Origin of the sequence: Streptomyces sp. NPDC007025 (genome assembly GCF_042869455.1) — a bacterium.
Taxonomy (GTDB): domain Bacteria; phylum Actinomycetota; class Actinomycetes; order Streptomycetales; family Streptomycetaceae; genus Streptomyces.
This window is the reverse complement of the sequence record NZ_JBIAFT010000007.1, coordinates 181,217-196,857: the sequence shown is the minus strand read 5'-3', so window position 1 is coordinate 196,857 and position 15,641 is coordinate 181,217. Positions and strand designations below refer to the sequence as shown.

Genomic DNA, 15,641 nt, shown 5'->3' with positions numbered 1-15,641 from the left:
GGCGACCGCCACCGTCCCGGTCCGCTCAGGGCAGCGCCAGTTCGAACCACACCGTCTTGCCTTCGGGGCCGTGCCGGGTGCCCCAGCGGCGGGCCTCGCTGGCCACCATCTGGATCCCCCGGCCGCCCTCCTGCTCCTCGGTGACGACACGCTCGCGGGGCGGTTCGGGGAGCAGGTCGGAAACTTCCACGATCAGCACTCCGGCCGGTCCGGCCGGATCGCGGCCGGTGTCGCGTACCACCCGTACTCCGACGGGACCGTGCGCGTACCGCAAGGCGTTGGTGACCAGTTCGCTCACCAACAGCACACAGGTGTCCTCCAGATCGCTGAGCCGCCACTCGCGCAGTGTCTTCCGTACGGCTTCGCGCGCCCTGCGCACGGCGTAGCTGCCGGGGGTGAAGGACCAGGAGGCGGCGGTGTGCCCGGGCAGTCCGCCGAGCCTGGCCATCAGCAGCGCGACGTCGTCCCCCGTGCCGGGCCGGCGCGGGGTCCCGGGGCGCTGCCCGCGCAGCGAGTCGATGAGCAGGTCGCAGGAGTTCTCCAGTCCACCGCAGCCGGTGGCACCGACGGGTCCTGTCGAGACGTGGGCGGCGGCACCGTTCCAGGTGCACCCGTCCTCGGGAGCCGACCTGCGGGAGCCGGGACCGGCGAGCAGCGCGCAGACCCGGTCGATGCCCTCGGTGATGTCCTCACCTCTGCTCTCGACCAGGCCGTCGGTGTACAGCACCAGGATGCTCCCCTCCTCGACCTCGGTCTCGGTCAGCGGGTACTCCTGGTCCGGTTCGGGTCCGACGACGCCGAGCGGGACGCCCGAGGGCACATCGACGGGCCGGACCCGGCACCCGCTCTCACCCTCGCGGGTGACCAGCAGCGGCGGCACATGACCCGCGCTCGCCATGGTCAGCACCCCGCAGCGGGAGCCCGCCGCGGTGGGAGCCGGTTCGTAGACGGCGTACAGACAGGTGGCCATCAGGGGGTCGTCAGGCCCGTGGGAGAGGTCGTCCCCCACCGTGCTGACCCGGGCGAGCAGTTCGTCCGGCGGCAGATCGAGGCCCGCCAGCGTGCGGACGGCGGTACGCAGCCGTCCCATCGTGACCGCGGCGTGCAGTCCGTGCCCCATCACGTCACCGACGACGAAGGCGACCCGGCCGCCCGGCAGCGGGATGACGTCGAACCAGTCGCCGCCCACCTCCGTACCGCTGCTGCCCGGGACGTAGCGGTAGGCGAGGTCGACTCCCGGCGGCTCGGGGATGCGCTGCGGCAGCAGGCTGCGCTGGAGCATCAGCGCGCCCTCCCGCTCGCGCGCGTACAGCCGGGCGTTGTCCAGGAAGGTGCCGGAGCGGTCGGCCACCTCCGTGGCGAGCGCGCGGTCGTCGTCCCCGTACGGCTCGTCCCCCTGCCCCCGGCTCACCAGCAGCAGTCCGAGCACGGTGCCGCGCGCTCGCAGCGGCACCGCCATCAGCGAGTGCACCCCCAGCTCGAAGGTGGCCTCGACCCGGGGGTCGCCGGACCGGGTGGCGCGCAGGATCTCCTCGGGCGTACCGGCGAGTTGGGGCATGCCGCTGTCCAGCGCCCGGCCGAGCAGCGACTCCCGTTCGTAGCGGATCTCGCTGCCCAGCCGCAGCAGCCGCTCCACGCGCTCACCGCTCTCCCGGGCGGCGAACCCGAAGAGGCGCAGCGGCGTGCCGAAGGGAATCACCGGTTCGGGCAGCTCTCCCCCGACGGCTACCTCGTCGCGCAGCATGATCCCGGCGTAGCCGGCGAACCGCGGCACCAGCACCTCGGCGAGCGCCTGCGCGATGGCGTGGACGTCCAGCAGGTTGCCGAGCGCCACGCCGACCTCGTCGAGCAGGGCGAGCCGCTGCCGGGCCGCTTCCGCCTTGTTGAGCGCTTCCAGCCGCTCGGTGATGTCCATGACCGTGCAGCTCACCCCGCGCACCGTGCCGCTGCGGTCGGTGATCCGGGCGTAGGAGACGGAGCGGGCTCCGTTGCCGTCGGGGGCGGTGGTCACCAGGTCCACGACCGAGCGCCCCGTCTCCAGCACCTTGGACTGGATCTGCAGCACCTCCTCGGCCATGGCGGCCGGGAGGAGGTCGGTGACGGTGTGGCCGACGAGCTCGGCACGGGTGGCGTTGTTCAGCCGTACGAGGGCGTCGTTGAAGCGGACGAAGCGCCGCTCGGTGTCGAAGACCGCGATGCCCAGCGGCGAGGAGGCGAACAGGGCGTCAAGCACGGCCAGATCGTGCTCGACGGCGCGCAGCCGGCTGGTCTCCATGATGCTGGCCAGGACGAACGGGTGCTGCTCGGTGTCCCGCAGCAGTGAGCCGCGGCCCTCGACCTCGACCACGTTCCCCGCTCGGTGGCGGATGTGCAGGATGCCCTGCCAGCTTCCGGTGCGCCCGAGGCTGTTGCGGCGGGTGCGGCGCTCGGCCTCGTCGCTCTCGACGAAGTCCTCGATCGAGCGGCCGACGGTGTCCTCGGCCGACCAGCCCAGGATCTCCTGGGTGGTCGGGCTCCAGACCAGGACGGTGCCGTGCCCGTCCAGCATGACGACCCCGACGCGGAGGGTGTCCAGGAGCGAGGTCGCCTCGTCGGCGGGTTCGGTGCTCACACGGCCCACGCCCCTGGTCGGGAACTGGATACCTACGACGTGGGCTCATTATCCATATATCGGACACAGGGGGCGAAGGGGCGCACGCGGAGCGCCGCACCGACGCCAGGGCGGAGCGGCGGAGGGGCGGAGGGGAAGTGGCGCGGGGGTGCGCGTGCGGCGTCAGCCGCGACCGCCGTCCGCGGGTTCCGGGTGGGCAGTCAGCCGGTCCCGGTGCTCCACCAGGTACCCCTCGGCCTGTTCGCTCAGTCGTTCGGCGAGATGCTGCGCCTCGGCCCGGGTGGCATAGCTGCCGACGCGGTAGCGGTTGCCGTGGCAGTCCTGGCGGATGAGCTGCCAGGGCAGCACCGCGTCACTGTCGCCGCTCGCACTTCGCATATGCCGGAGCTTACGCCCGGCCCTCACTCACCGCATTCGGCTTTGCACATTGCGGTCAACATTTCGGCCAGGCGTTCGCCCGCCCGGCGGCGGCACCCTGGCGCACCTCGGAAGCAGAACCGCACCGCAGGCGCCGGGTCGGTCACTTCACCGGCAGGTGGTACGCCAGCTTGAATCGGTCGGCGGGCACCACCACGTCCGCCGTCTCCACCGGGCGCTTCCCCGCGTAATAGGTCCGCGCGATCACCAGCACCGCGTGCCCCGGGACGCCGCCCAGTGCCGTCATCTCCCCCGCCCGCCCGGGGCGGCTCGCGACCTCCTCGGTGACGTTGTCCACCACCAGGTCGATGGCGGCCATCCGCTCCACCACGCCCCGGCCGCCCAGCGGCCCCTCCTCGGGCAGCATCACCGGCGTCCGGCCCGTCACCGCCAGCGGCTCCCAGGAGACGGAGAGCATCACCGGGTCGCCGCCGACACGGAAGACGTAGCGGGTGCGCATCACCCGTTCACCGCGCTCGATGAACAGCCGCTCGGCGATGTCGGCCGAGGCGTCCTCCTGCTCGCTCTGCGACTCCCAGGTGCCCCGCACCCGCTCGTCGGACTGCTCCTGGCGGAAGGGCGTGCACTCCCCCAGGGAGCGGTAACCGGTACGGGAGACCCGGCGGGCGGCCGGCAGCTCCCGCACATAGGTTCCGGAGCCGGAACGGCCCTCGACCAGCCCCTCCGCCATCAGCACCTTGCGCGCCTCCAGCGCGACCGTGTCCGAGACGCCGTACTCCTCGCGGATGCGGGCCTGCGAGGGGAGGCGGGTGTGCGGCGGAAGGGATCCATCCGCGATCTTGCTGCGCAGATCCGAGGCCACGCGCAGATACGCGGGTTGCTCACCGAATGGCACGTGTGCCCTCCCCGTTTCGGCCAGATGCTGAGTGAAGCTGACTGGTGCCGGGCGATACTGACGGTCAGCAACAGCTTGGCAACAGAGTGTTGTTGGCCGCAACGGTCGGCCAAAGTTTCACCCGATGTGATGAGCGCCTGCTCAGGCCCGCCCGACCCGCCCTCGACAGCGTTCCGCGGGCGGGCCGTCCGCGGGCACCGAGAACGGGAACAGCGCCGGGGCGGGGGGACGGCACGGTACGCGGAGCCGATAATCTGCCGCACCACCGGCCACTCGGGCCGCGCTCCCAGGCCGAGGCCGCCCGTGCCGCCCGAGTCGCTCCGCAGCGACGACGACTCACCCCACCCCGGCACCGGAGAGCACCCGATGACGTTCCGGCAGCACATGAGGCAGCAGACGGTCAGCACCCTGGGGCAGCTGACCGACGGGCCCGCCTCCGCCGTCTACGCCGTCACGTTCCGCGTCGACAGCGTCGACCAGGACCCGCGCTTCCCCTACCTGGCGGTCGGCTGCCCCACGGAGGACGAGCCGGCCCGACTGCTCGCACGGCCGGACGCACCGGACCCCTGGGAAGCCCGCTGGCACTACGCCTGCTTTCCCCCGTCGGGCCTGGAAGGCATCCGCATCCTCGGGAACGACGCGGAACACGACCCGCACGGCGCCGCGCTGCACCGCCGGGAGGCCGAAGCGGACGGCCTCTGGTACGAGGACGACGCCCCCCCCGACCAGGTGCAGGACGAGCGCGGAGCGCTCCTCGACACCCGGTTCCGCGAACTCTGCGTCGAGCCGGCCCGGCTGCTCCACACCGAAGGCGACCTGGTGCGCGCGCTCGGACGGCCGGTACCCGTCCTCCTCTACGACATGTTCGCCCCCGAGGCGATGTTCACCCTCGCCCGCGCCGCCAACCCACCCGGACCGGTGGCGGACTTCCTGGCCGGGGACTAGCCACCGCCTGGGCCCGAAGGGTCGTTCACGGCGGTGCGATCCGGCAGGGCCGCGTGCACGACGGGCTGCGGTACAGAGCGCGGGGCTCCGCCACCCGCCGGCGGAGCCCCGACCCCGGAAAGGTCCGGGCATGTCACATGACCGCCTCCGCGGACTCGTCTCCTCGACATGCCGCGCACAGCGCCTCGGCAATGAAGTGCCCATGCAGACCTGGCAAATCGGGCTTGTCCGGGGCATGATCTTCTCCGGACGACCCGACGGGCTCGCCACTCGGGAAACCTGTGAACGAGGAGAGTGGGGGGCGTATGTCCCGTATGAAGCGTGCTCTGAGCGTGGCTGTCGGCGCCGCCGCCTGTGTCGCCCTGGCGCAGGCCCCGGCGAACGCCGTCGGGTCCTGGCACATCGCGGACGCGTCGAACGGCCGCGGCACCGGGGCGTTCAACAGCGGCGACAACAACAAGTACCGGATCGCGGACACCAAGGCGGACGGCTACAGCATGGTGCTCCGCATCAAGCTCCCCGGCCGCTCCGAGATCACGTCGTGCGACGACCGGAACGGCGCGAACAACGGGTATGAGTACTGCCGGATCAGCAACATCCCGCACAACACCGAGGTCCGGATCAAGGCCTGTGCCAAGGACTTCACCGGCGGCCTTCCGGGGTGGATCGACTGCTCCTACTGGATCAAGGACTACACCAGCTGAGAGGCGGGGCGGGTGGCGGTACCGAACGCGAGGATCCCCGCCACCCGCCCGCGGAACGCCCGCGTCCGCGCGCCGCAGCCTCGTCCGCGGCGGCCGCACATGACCGGCCCGACGAGACCTAGCCGGCCGGCTCGGCGGGCGGGGCGCTCTCCGCCGCTCGCATGGCGAACAGGACCATCGTCGCGCTCACCCGTACCGCACCGTCCGTCCCGGGCGGGAGCGCGCAGCGGTGCAGTTCGTCCCCCACCTCCCTGGCACGCTCGCGCACCCCGGCCCACACCTCCGGCTCCAGCCAGACCTCCGCGTCGGTCATCTCTCCCCGCACCCCGGTGTCCCGCTGGGCCGTACGCCGCCGCAGCTCCTCGCCCAGTGCGCCGGCCAGGGCAAGGTACGCGTCGACGCCCTGCGGCACGCCGCGGCCGAGGCGGTCGCCGCTGTCCGGATCGTGGCGGTAGCGCTTGGCCGTGCCGCCGCGTACGGACACCTCACCCACCGCCTCCACGAGCCCGGCCTTGTGCAGCCTGCGCAGGTGGTAACTGACGTTCGCCTGCGACTGGTCCAGGATCCGGGCCGCCTCCGCCGCGCTGTAGGCCTCGCCGGTCAGCAGGGAGAGCAGCCGCAGCCGCAGCGGATGGGCCAGCACCCGCAGATCCGCCACGGAGGCTTCCGGGGTCGCGGAACCGGCGGCAGCGTACGGCGCGGCAGGGGCACCGGAGGTGCCGGGGTCGGTCGGGCCGGGCGAGTCGGTCGGGCCGGAGCGGGAGTGCGGCATCCGGCCAGTCTCCCTCACACCGCCGCGCGCTCCGGAGCGCCCTCGTCCGGCACCGGTCCGCCCGCCGTCAGCCCCCGCACCTGGCTGCTGCCCAGTGCGCCCGCCGTCACCAGCAGGACGAGTCCGACCCCGCACAGCAGCGTCGGACGCACGCCGAAGCGTTCCGCCAGCGGACCGGCGGCCATTTCGCCCAGCGGGAGCGCGAGGGTGGACCCCAGGGCGTCGTAGGAGTAGACGCGGGCCAACGTGTCCTGCGGGACGTTCTCCTGGAGCGAGAGGTCCCAGGCCACGCTGAACTGCTCCAGCGCGATGCCGTTCACGAACATCGCCATCAGCAGCAGGGCCAGATCGGCCGACTCCGCGAGGGCGACGAGCGGCAGCGCGTCCAGGGCCACCACGGCCACCCCGATCCGCAACGCGTGCCGCGAGCGGGACCGCGCCACGAGCAGCCCGCCGACCAGCGCCCCGGCCATCTGGGTGGCCAGGACGAAGCCCCACGCGGTCCGGCCGAAGGTCGTGTCGGCGACGGCCGGCCCCAGCACCTGGATCCCGCCCGCCGAGACCGCGTTCACCACGAAGAACTGCAGCACCACCACCCACACCCAGGTGCGGGAGGCGAACTCGTGCCAGCCCTGCCGCAGGTCCTGCCAGGGCCGCGCCCGCTCGGCGGGCTCGGCGGGCTCGGCGGGCTCGGCCGACTCGGCGGGCTCGGCCGACTCGGCGGCCGTAGCGGGAAGGAGCACCTCGGCGGGCGACGCGGGCGGCGTGGCCGCACCGCGCCCGGCGAGCACGCGCCCGGCGAGGCGGTAGGCGGCCGCGGCGCCCAGGAAGGCCGCGCCGTCGAGCACCATGCCCCAGCCCGGGCCCGCGACGGCTGCCAGCATGCCGCCGAACGAGGTCCCCGCGATCATGCCCATGTTGATCCCCATCCGGGAGAGCGCGTTGGCGGGCCGCAGCTCGCGCGGCGGCACGGTGCGGGGCAGCAGCGCGGCGGACGCCGGTATGGAGACGGCCGCCACGGCGCCCTGCACCACGCTGAGGACCAGCAGTGCTCCGATCGGCGCCCGGTCGGCCAGTACGGCGAGCCCCACCCCGGTCTGCACCAGCGCGGCGGACGCGGCAGCACCCTGGAGCACCAGCGCCCGGGGCAGCCGGTCGGCCAGCAGCCCGCCGAAGAGCAGCAGCACGCTGCTGACGGACCGGGCGCCGACGACGAATCCCACGTCGACCGCGGAACCGCCGAGGTCCAGCACCGCGAAGGCGAGGACGACGGGCGCCATGGAGTTGCCGAAGAAGGTCAGGGACCGGCCCAGCGTGAGCGCGCGGAAGGCGCGGTGACGCAGGACTCCGCGGAGCACGTCGCGGTCGGGGCGGGAGGAGGAGAGGGCCACGCGGTGAGTCTGCGGCACGCGGAGCCAACCGTCAAATACTTCTTTGGGGGTAGTCGGCGCAGCGGCGCCCGCGCACGGACGGGAGCGCATGGCCCGTCGAGAGTGCCGGACACCCAGGCATCCGGGGCCGAGGAAGGGACGCGGCCGCGGAAGCCGGGCCACGCACGGCAACCGGGGGGCGAGAACACCGCACCGGGACCGAAGCCGGTCGGCTCCGGTCCCGGTGTCCGTCCTGCGTCACTTCAGCAGCAGCGGCACTCCGGCAGCCGAGGGGGTGAACTGGCGGGAGCGGGTGGGAGCGAAGCCCTTGTCGGAGCCGGCGATCTGCAGGATCGCGCCCTTGCGCTTGTTGAACAGGGGAGCGAGGACGACAGCTTCGTCGTGCCCGTCGCCGTCCGTGTCCAGCAACGGAGGCTGGAAGTTGAAGAGGTTCCAGGGGGCGCGGTTGGGGGCGCCCGGCAGCCCCTCGGTCCTGGCGTGGACCTCCTGCGAACCTTCGGCCGACGGACCGTCGGCGCCTCCCGGGAGCAGCGTGACCAGCCCGTCGTTGCCCCGGAAGTCGGGCGTGTTGACGACGAGGTCCGGGTGGTCGTCGCCGTTGACCTCGCCGACCGCCGGAGATGCCCCGAAACTCTCATTCCGTCCCGCGAAGATCCGGCGGGCGGGCTTTCCGGCGCCCAGGCCGGAGCGTGCACCGTGCAGCACGCCGACCCCGCCGCCCTTGCCCTCCCGCGGTTCCGTGTCCGATGCCGAACGGCGGAGCGGCAGCAGCAGGTCGTCGGTCCCGTCCGCGTCCACGTCGCCGACGGACAAGCCGTCGTGACGGCCGCCCATCGCCTTCAACACCTTCTGTTCGGTGTCGCGGTCGCGGGTCAGGCCGTGCTCGGCACCTCGGTAGTGGGCGAGCGGGGTGAGATCGTCGGGGGCGCCGTCGTCCTGCTCGGCGTCGTAGCCGTAGGTGAGGAAGAGGTCCGTGCGGCCGTCGGCGTCGAAGTCGCCCGCCACGGCGCCGTTCGGGGACGAGTAGCCGTGCTGGCCGACATCGACCGTGACCGGCTCGCGCGGACTCTTGCCGGACGGGGCACCGTCGCCGCCGAACGGACCGTAGAGGATACGCGCGGGCACATCGCCCCGGGGCCCGTCGGGATTGCGCGAGGGGTCGCCCTTGCCGCCGCCGCCGGGGTCGAACAGGTCGGCGCGTCCGTCCCCGTCGAAGTCGCCGACCGCCATCGGGCCGAAGTTACGCGGAGCCTCGACTTTCCGCGCCTTCCCGAGCCCGCGGGGGCCTCCGAAGAGTACGTACGGCTGGACCTTGTCGTCGTGCGTCCGCGCGGCCACCAGGTCGGTGAAGCCGTCCGAGTCGAGATCCGTACGCAGCAAGGAGGAACCGAAGCGCCCATCGAGCCGCCTCGTCCACGAGGGGTTCAGCCCCTTCTCGGAGCCGTAGACCACCAGCAGCGTGTCCTTCGTGCGCTTCCGGTCCTCGCTCGCGGAGTGGACGGGCGTGACGTAGTCGTCGTAGCCGTCGCCGTTGAAGTCCCCCCGGTCCGGGCCGCCTTCGGAGTCGTCGGCCTTGCCCGCGGGCGGGCGCGCCTTCTTCGCGGTACCGGACCCGTCGTCCGATGATCCGCCGCACCCGGCCAGCACCAGCAACAGCGCGCAGGACGCGGAAGCCGCCGCGACAGCAGCCGTCCGCGCCCGGCGCCGCGGCCGCTCGCCTCTGCCCCGCCGCCTCATGACATCGGTCATCACCACAGGGCCCCCTTCCCTTTCGAAGGGAGAGAGAGTAACCCAAGTCCGTTCGAATACAGCGACGTTGGGTACCGCGAGGCGCGGTTCAGCCGCGTGCCGCACACCTTTGCGACCGACGGCTCCGAGGGCACCGCGGCACCTTCCGCACCGGAGGTCTCCGCCCCGATGTGCGACGCCTCGTCCCCGCACACCACCGGTGCGCGGGGACGAGGACGAGCCGTCGGCTACTCTCCGCCGCCGTCCGAGTCGCTTCCGCTGGAGGAGCCGCCGTCGTCACCGGACTGTGAACGCCTGTTCCTGTCATCTCCTGTCATGGGCCAAGCATTCCTGCCGGAACGCCCGGACAACCGCGGCCCCGGGCACGGCTTGCGGAACGAGACGCACCGGCCGCCAGGGCGCAGCGCCTCGGGACGACCGGCCGGTACGCGCCCTCGGTCCGTGCCGTCTGCCGAAGCCGCACGGAAACACCCGGAACACGCCCGTGCCGCCGGTCCGCCCGCGCACGGACTCCCCGTGCGGAAGTGAACCGGACGGCCACCGCGCCCGATTCCGGAACCGGTGCCGGCAGAACCGGCATCGAGCCGCGACAACGACGGTCCGGTGCGGCTCCCACATCTCCTGGGTGAACGCATCGCACCTTCCGGCCCGGCATCATCGATCGCGACGAGTGCCGGCATCCCCCCGGGCTCCCTCGCGGAAGGACACCCACGATGACGGCAGCGATTCCCCCGTCCCCGGCCCGCCTCGCGCTGGTGGTCGTCTACACCGGTCGCCTCGAAGAGTGCCGCGCGTTCTACGCCGGGCTGGGGCTCACCTTCGTGCGGGAGCAGCACGGCACCGGGCCGGTGCACCACGCGGCTGCGCTGCCCGACGGCAGCGTGCTGGAGTTGTATCCCGCGACCGCCCGGCGCCCGGCCTCCAGTGTGCGGCTGGGCTTCCGGGTGAGGGGAGGAGAGCTGACACCGCCGCTGCCTCCGGGCCGGCACACCGTCACGGACCCCGATGGCCGAGCAGTCGAACTGTACGCGGAGTGACCCCGGGCTGCCGTCCCGGGCGCGGGCGCCCTGGTCGATGCCCCGGACCACGCCGCGGTACCGCAGCCCCGCCCCGGCGGCTCACCCCGCGGTGTGGGCCGCGCGGTCGAGGAGGCGGCGCCAGACGCCGTAGGAGAGGGCCTCGTCGGAGGGACGCAGGCCCATCCGGTTGCAGTGCATGTGCAGCAGGGACAGCACGATGTCGCCGCGGTCCGCCTGGAGTCCGCCGGCGCGCTCCAGCTCGGTCATCCGCCGGGTGAACCGCTCCGCGGCCGGGCGCCACACGGTGTCGGCCGCGTCGAGCAGTTCGCGGGTCGGGCCCTCGCCCGCGCGGGCGTTCCACAGGCCGCGGCCGGCCGTGCGGTAGAGGTCGCCGCCGGCGTTGCGCCGCGCCGCGAGGCGGGCGAGGGCGTGCCGCTCCTCGGGGTCGGGGACGAGGGAGCCGCACAGCCGGTCGAGGGTGAGGGCGGCCAGCGCGGCGCGTTCCTGGGACGTTTCCAGGCCCCGGGGCGGCAGCCCCGGCAGACCGGTTCCGGCGGCGCGCAGCTTTCGGAGGAGCTGGACGACGGCCGCGCTGTCCTGCCGGAACCATTCCTCGGCGTCGGCGATCAGTTCGGGGCCGCCGTAGCGCTCGACCTCCCGCCGGTAGCTGACGAACGTGTGGTCGGCGAGGTGTCCGCCCCGGGCGAGTTCGTAGGCCCAGGCGGTCACCTCGCGCAGCACGTCCGCGCGCGCGGATTCGTCGGGTACGTGGAATCGCACCCGCAGGTGGGGCGCCGGGTCGCCGTAGCGCAGGAAGAACGGGGAGGGCACGCCGTACTGTTCGGCCAGCCTCGCGGTGAGGCCGGCCAGGCCCACGCCCAGCAGGGTGTCGTGCGCGTCCGGTTCGGCGTAGAGCTTCACGGCCAGCCAGTCGCTGCCGATCCGCTTGCTGCGTGCCCCGGGGTCCTCGGCGGCCTCGGGGACGGTCCGGGGCCGGATGTGCCGGGCCACGGGGCCCGGGTCCTTGCCGGCCCGGACGAGGGGCACGACGATCTCGGAGGCGTACGGTTCGCCGGCGGTGTCCCGCAGGAAGCCCTCATCCGGAGCGGGCAGGACCTCCTCCAGGGTGATTCCGTCCTCGGTGGCCCGGTCCAGGCTGTCGCGCAACTCGCGCAGCGAGGCGACGCTGGTGAGGTCGAGCAGCAGGGCGTTGTCGTTGTCGGTGAGGTTGACCAGGCGGGGCACCATCCACGTCTCCGCCCAGGCTCGGACGGCTTCGGCGAACGCGGCCGGCGCGGCCCCCTCCCCGCCGTCGCGACCGCCGGCGGAGGCCGGTGCGAGGTCGCCGGGGCGCAGCCGCCACCGTGCCCGGCGCAGCACCAGGTCGCCCCGTTCGACGCGGGGCAGGAACGGCATGGTCCAGGTCAGGCTCTCCCAGCTGAACCACGAGACCGTGCCGGAGAGGCCCTGGGAGACCTCCAGCATGAACCGGCAGGGGTCGGGCGCGCCCGCCCAGTTGAGCATCGCGCGGTCGGTGACGTGCAGTCGGCGGCCCAGCGAGCGGCTGCGCAGATAGAGCTTCCCGTCGGCCACCCCGACCAGGACGTCGTCCAGCCGGATCACCCGGTCCTCGTCCCGGCCGGGTGTGACGTTGACCGGCAGCTCCCAGGTGTGGACGGTGGGCCGGATCGTGACGTTGACGGAACGGGCGTGCTGGGGCAGCGATGACAGTTCGGCGCAGACGGCGTCGCCCTGGCGCTGTTCCTCGGCGGCGGCCAGCTCCCGCAGCGACTCCCGGGTCTCCTCGTCGAAGAGGTCGTGGAAGCGGGAGAACGTCCTCCCGCCCATCACCACTCCGGCCGTGCCGCAGACGGCGCGCCAGCGTTCACGGTCCGGCCCCGGGGGCAGCAGGCCGAGGTACATGTCGAGGACCGGCATCGGCGGCCGGTGCTCGTCCTCGGCTGCCGAGACCTCGGTGAGTTCGTCGAGCAGCCGGTCGTCGAGCTGGACGCTCAGCTCCCGGCGGGCCAGGGCCCCGGTGACCATCCGGTTCAGCACGGCCTCCCGGGGCCGCTCGTCCGGCCGGTCCGCTCCGTCGACGGCCCGCTGGACGACGCCCGGCAGCGGGTACGCCTGTCCCGGGGAGCGGTAGCGGCGCGGCGGGCCGAGGCCGGTCTCCGGGGTCAGCGCCTCCAGCAGGGGGATCTCGGAGCGGTGGCCGTAGCGTTCGGAGAACGCGTCGGCGTACTCCGAGAGGTGCGGCGGGTAGCGGTCCTCGGCGCCGACGCGCCGGAAGACGTGGGCGGCCTCTTCCGCCAGGCCGGCGACGGCCCGGGGGAGGACGAGAGGCCCGTCGAGGTTCAGCGTCGAGTCGATCTGGAGCGTCGGGCCCGAGTGGCCCCCGACGGCCTCGGGCAGCGGCGCGCTCGCCGCCTCCAGCAGTTCGGACACCGGGATCTCACCCTGGTTGAACGCGCCGATCGCGGCCTCCACCCCGTCGATCGCCCCGGCGACGGCCGGGTCGGTGACGGGGGGCAGCATCGAGCGCAGCAGCGAGGCGTCGCGGCCCGTGCGGCCGGTCGGGGGGACCAGCAGCCGGGGGCGCTCGGCGGTGATGAGGATGTCGCTGTCGAGGAGACCGTCCAGCAGGGTCGCGATCCGCTCGGCGCCCGCCGTCGGGAAGTCCTCGGCGAGCCGGGCGGTGAGGTCGCCGAGTGTCATGGGCGTGCGGGTGTGGTCGAGCACGGACCGGATCGGCGCGGTGAGTCGTACGCTGACGGAGCGTCGGCCCCTGGGCGCGCTCCGGCCTCCGTCGCCGGGTGCGCCGGTGCGGGCGGGCTCGGCTCCGGCGTCGAGCCCATAGCCCTCGGCGGTGGACAGCCACACCCGGCCGCGGGACACGTGGACCAGGTCGTTGCGCCGCACCCGCAGTTCGCCGGGCGGCTGCGCACCGAAGGCGAGCCGCTTGACCAGGTGCATGACCCATCCGGAGTCCGCGCGTGCGCGGGCCGCTCCGATGGCGGTGTCGCCGAGCCGGGTGCGCTGCTCCTCGCCGAACACGCCGGTGGTGACGCCCGCGAAGAGGCCGAACGGCGTCGCGCGGAAGCTCATCCGGTTCAGATAGCGGCCCAGGCCGCGGACGGCCTTGCGCCGGTCCTTTCCGCCGAGGCTGTCCAACCGCTCGACGGCGTCGGCCAGATGGGGCGAGGCGGCCCGCACGGCCTCCGGTACACCCGGGGTGGACCACAGCTTGCGGAGCTGGTTCGCGTAGGCGTCGTGGCTGTCGGGGTCGTCCCGTCCGGCGTCGGAGCGCGCGGCCTCGCCGGCCGCGGCGGGCAGCGACCCGAGCAGTTCGAGCATCGGGCGTGCGGGCAGAGCCGGCGCCCTGAGCATGAAGAACCCGCAGGCCCGGTAGGTGTCGGCACGCTCTTCGGTCACGTCTCCCCCATGCCTCGGTCCGGTCCTTGCTCGTCCCCGCTCCCGCCCGGCCGGCGCGCGGGGCCGGGTCCCGGGGTCAGGAACAGCAGCTCGTCCCACTGGGCCGCCGTGTCGGAGACGGCACCGAGGAGGGCGAGCATGACGCCGGCCGCACCGGTGAGCAGGCCGGGGTTGTGTTCGTGCCCGCCCCACGGGTCGTAGTCGGGGAAGAGGTAGGGGTGGTCCGGGTCCGCGTACGAGCACATCCGGGACAGGAACGCATCGTGCATGCGCCGCAGGTCCGGCAGGCCGGTCTGGGCGGCGGCCCGGCCGTAGACGGTCACCAGCCCCGCCAGCCCGTGGCAGAGCGTGGGCGAGTTGATGCGCTGCTGCTCGGCCGGGGTGCGTTCGACGCCGAGGAGCGTGGCCACCGCGAGGTCGGTGGGCTCCGGCTCGCCGCAGGCCGCCGAGGCCGGCAGCAGGGACGCGGCGACCCCGGGCGGCCCGTAGCACCAGGCGCTCCTGGCCGGTATCTGCTCGGCGCCGGTGTCGGGTCGTCCGGAGTCCGGGTGGGGCAGCAGGAGGTTGGCCCAGGCCGGATGGTCGAGACCGTCGATGCGCAGCGCTTCGAGTGTCCGGGCGAGCTCGCGGACGCCCTGGCGCACCCGGTGCGAGCGGGCCTCCTGGTCCGCGGTGCCGGTCGCGTGGGCGGCGTCGGGGCGGCAGAGGGCCGCGAGGATGCCGGGCGGCCCGTGGGCGAATCCCAGGTTGTACACGCCGTCGGGAAACTGCTTCACATATCCCGGCAGGGGCGTCGGCTCTCCGTCGGGGCCCAGGATGGTGGGGAAGTGCGAGGGCGCGCAGAACCATCTGAGCGGGCCGCCGTCGTCCCGGGTCAGCTCCACCAGATAGTCGACGAGGCGGTCCGCGGCCTGCCGGGTGGCGTCCGTCGCCCGCCCGCCGAGCACGTCCGCGGCCTTGAGCAGCGCGGCGAGCCAGCCGGCCGCGCCGCCGATGACGTCGTAGTCGTGCGAGGCGACGCTTCCCGCGGCGGGGTTCAGCGTGATCGCCTGGGTCTGCCGGGCGAGTTGGTCTGTCATCGTGGCCAGCGTGGGGAGGTAGCGCGGCTCCAGCCGCGCGTACTCGGTCACCGCCCAGACGACACCCGCGGTGCCGAGGTACAGACCGGGCGCCTGCAAGGGTGTGGCGGCACTCACCTCGGCTGTGTGCCGTAGATGGAGCTGTCCGGCTTTGAAGTAGCGGTCCTCGTCGAAGACTTCGGCCGCGTACCGGAGTGCGAGCGCGATGCCGGGGGCGCCGTCGGCGAGGTCCGCCTTCTCCGCGGCGCCGCCGGCCGATTCCATGAGCCGGTCGGCCACCTCGCGGGCCAGCCGCAGGGCCTCGTCGTCGGTCGCTCTCCCCGCCGGCCCGGACTCCATGGCGCCCTCCCTCAGCCTCTTCGGTGCATCTCGGCCTTCGTGGCGAACAACCAGACGGAGGGCTCTGAGACCCCCTGTGCACGGACCGCGGGGCCCTCCGCGTGGCTCACCGTGGATGTGCGTCACCCCGGTTGCGGCGGGTCAGCACATCGGATGTGGCGGCTCAGCAGCAGGTGCTGAGCGTGTCGGTGCAGAGCGAGGTGCGCGAGGTCTCGCAACCGCCGTTGTTCGTCGCGGCGGCGGAGCTGGTGGAGACCGCGGTGTGCCCCACACGCAGGTCGAGGGCGAACTCGTCGTCGAGCAGTTCTTCGTTCATTTCGT

At 73.5% G+C, this 15,641-nt stretch carries 12 protein-coding genes; 3 read left to right on the top strand and 9 right to left on the bottom strand.

Going from position 1 to position 15,641, the window contains the following annotated elements; all coding sequences use genetic code 11:
* Positions 1–25: 25 nt before the first annotated feature.
* The 3 genes from ACFYMO_RS15860 to ACFYMO_RS15850 all read right to left on the bottom strand — a co-directional run bounded on the left by ACFYMO_RS15860 (position 26) and on the right by ACFYMO_RS15850 (position 3,884).
* Entirely contained in the window at positions 26–2,611 is a 2,586-nt protein-coding gene (locus tag ACFYMO_RS15860; RefSeq protein WP_366773059.1) for a SpoIIE family protein phosphatase, read from the bottom strand.
* Between the two features lie 162 nt (positions 2,612–2,773).
* Positions 2,774–2,989, bottom strand: coding sequence for an SPOR domain-containing protein (locus ACFYMO_RS15855; protein ID WP_366773060.1), 216 nt, complete (start codon positions 2,987–2,989; stop codon positions 2,774–2,776).
* A 142-nt stretch (positions 2,990–3,131) separates the two neighbouring features.
* Positions 3,132–3,884 (bottom strand): GntR family transcriptional regulator, encoded by a 753-nt coding sequence (locus ACFYMO_RS15850; RefSeq protein WP_366773061.1) that lies wholly within the window; start codon positions 3,882–3,884, stop codon positions 3,132–3,134.
* 366 nt (positions 3,885–4,250) lie between these two features.
* Between ACFYMO_RS15850 and ACFYMO_RS15845 the strand changes: the two genes are divergently transcribed.
* The gene (locus ACFYMO_RS15845; protein WP_388546825.1) at positions 4,251–4,829 is read left to right on the top strand and encodes a hypothetical protein; all 579 of its coding nucleotides are present in this window, start codon (positions 4,251–4,253) and stop codon (positions 4,827–4,829) included.
* Between the two features lie 305 nt (positions 4,830–5,134).
* Entirely contained in the window at positions 5,135–5,533 is a 399-nt protein-coding gene (locus tag ACFYMO_RS15840; RefSeq protein ID WP_366773063.1) for a hypothetical protein, read from the top strand.
* A gap of 118 nt (positions 5,534–5,651) precedes the next feature.
* On the opposite strand, the gene ACFYMO_RS15835 is transcribed toward ACFYMO_RS15840, so the two are convergent.
* The 3 genes from ACFYMO_RS15835 to ACFYMO_RS15825 form a co-directional block, all read right to left on the bottom strand.
* A complete protein-coding gene (locus ACFYMO_RS15835; protein WP_388546823.1) occupies positions 5,652–6,305 on the bottom strand; it encodes an ArsR/SmtB family transcription factor in 654 nt (217 codons plus the stop codon).
* 14 nt (positions 6,306–6,319) lie between these two features.
* Positions 6,320–7,696: an MFS transporter gene (locus ACFYMO_RS15830; RefSeq protein ID WP_388546820.1), complete on the bottom strand. Its 1,377-nt coding sequence runs from the start codon at positions 7,694–7,696 to the stop codon at positions 6,320–6,322.
* A gap of 237 nt (positions 7,697–7,933) precedes the next feature.
* Positions 7,934–9,445 carry an FG-GAP and VCBS repeat-containing protein gene (locus ACFYMO_RS15825; protein WP_366773066.1) on the bottom strand — a complete coding sequence of 504 codons (1,512 nt, stop codon included), beginning with the start codon at positions 9,443–9,445 and terminating at the stop codon, positions 7,934–7,936.
* 713 nt (positions 9,446–10,158) lie between these two features.
* Here ACFYMO_RS15825 and ACFYMO_RS15820 point away from each other — a divergent pair.
* A complete protein-coding gene (locus ACFYMO_RS15820) occupies positions 10,159–10,482 on the top strand; it encodes a glyoxalase/bleomycin resistance/dioxygenase family protein (RefSeq protein ID WP_366773067.1) in 324 nt (107 codons plus the stop codon).
* Between the two features lie 81 nt (positions 10,483–10,563).
* Here ACFYMO_RS15820 and ACFYMO_RS15815 read toward each other — a convergent pair whose 3' ends face one another.
* The 3 genes from ACFYMO_RS15815 to ACFYMO_RS15805 form a co-directional block, all read right to left on the bottom strand.
* Entirely contained in the window at positions 10,564–13,902 is a 3,339-nt protein-coding gene (locus ACFYMO_RS15815) for a lantibiotic dehydratase (RefSeq protein WP_388546816.1), read from the bottom strand.
* Positions 13,899–15,320 (bottom strand): lanthionine synthetase C family protein, encoded by a 1,422-nt coding sequence (locus ACFYMO_RS15810; protein ID WP_388546813.1) that lies wholly within the window; start codon positions 15,318–15,320, stop codon positions 13,899–13,901. Before ACFYMO_RS15810 ends, ACFYMO_RS15815 begins: the two co-directional genes overlap by 4 nt.
* A gap of 163 nt (positions 15,321–15,483) precedes the next feature.
* A complete protein-coding gene (locus tag ACFYMO_RS15805; protein ID WP_019357929.1) occupies positions 15,484–15,636 on the bottom strand; it encodes a hypothetical protein in 153 nt (50 codons plus the stop codon).
* Between the last annotated feature and the right edge of the window lie 5 nt (positions 15,637–15,641).

What these genes read in the sequence shown, in the direction of transcription:
- ACFYMO_RS15835 (WP_388546823.1), bottom strand. Translation starts at nt 6,305, where the DNA reads ATGCCGCACTCCCGCTCCGGCCCGACCGACTCGCCCGGCCCGACCGAC.
- ACFYMO_RS15820 (WP_366773067.1), top strand. Translation starts at nt 10,159, where the DNA reads ATGACGGCAGCGATTCCCCCGTCCCCGGCCCGCCTCGCGCTGGTGGTC.
- ACFYMO_RS15805 (WP_019357929.1), bottom strand. Translation starts at nt 15,636, where the DNA reads ATGAACGAAGAACTGCTCGACGACGAGTTCGCCCTCGACCTGCGTGTG.
- ACFYMO_RS15840 (WP_366773063.1), top strand. Translation starts at nt 5,135, where the DNA reads ATGTCCCGTATGAAGCGTGCTCTGAGCGTGGCTGTCGGCGCCGCCGCC.
- ACFYMO_RS15845 (WP_388546825.1), top strand. Translation starts at nt 4,251, where the DNA reads ATGACGTTCCGGCAGCACATGAGGCAGCAGACGGTCAGCACCCTGGGG.
- ACFYMO_RS15855 (WP_366773060.1), bottom strand. Translation starts at nt 2,989, where the DNA reads ATGCGAAGTGCGAGCGGCGACAGTGACGCGGTGCTGCCCTGGCAGCTC.
- ACFYMO_RS15825 (WP_366773066.1), bottom strand. Translation starts at nt 9,445, where the DNA reads ATGACCGATGTCATGAGGCGGCGGGGCAGAGGCGAGCGGCCGCGGCGC.
- ACFYMO_RS15810 (WP_388546813.1), bottom strand. Translation starts at nt 15,320, where the DNA reads ATGGAGTCCGGGCCGGCGGGGAGAGCGACCGACGACGAGGCCCTGCGG.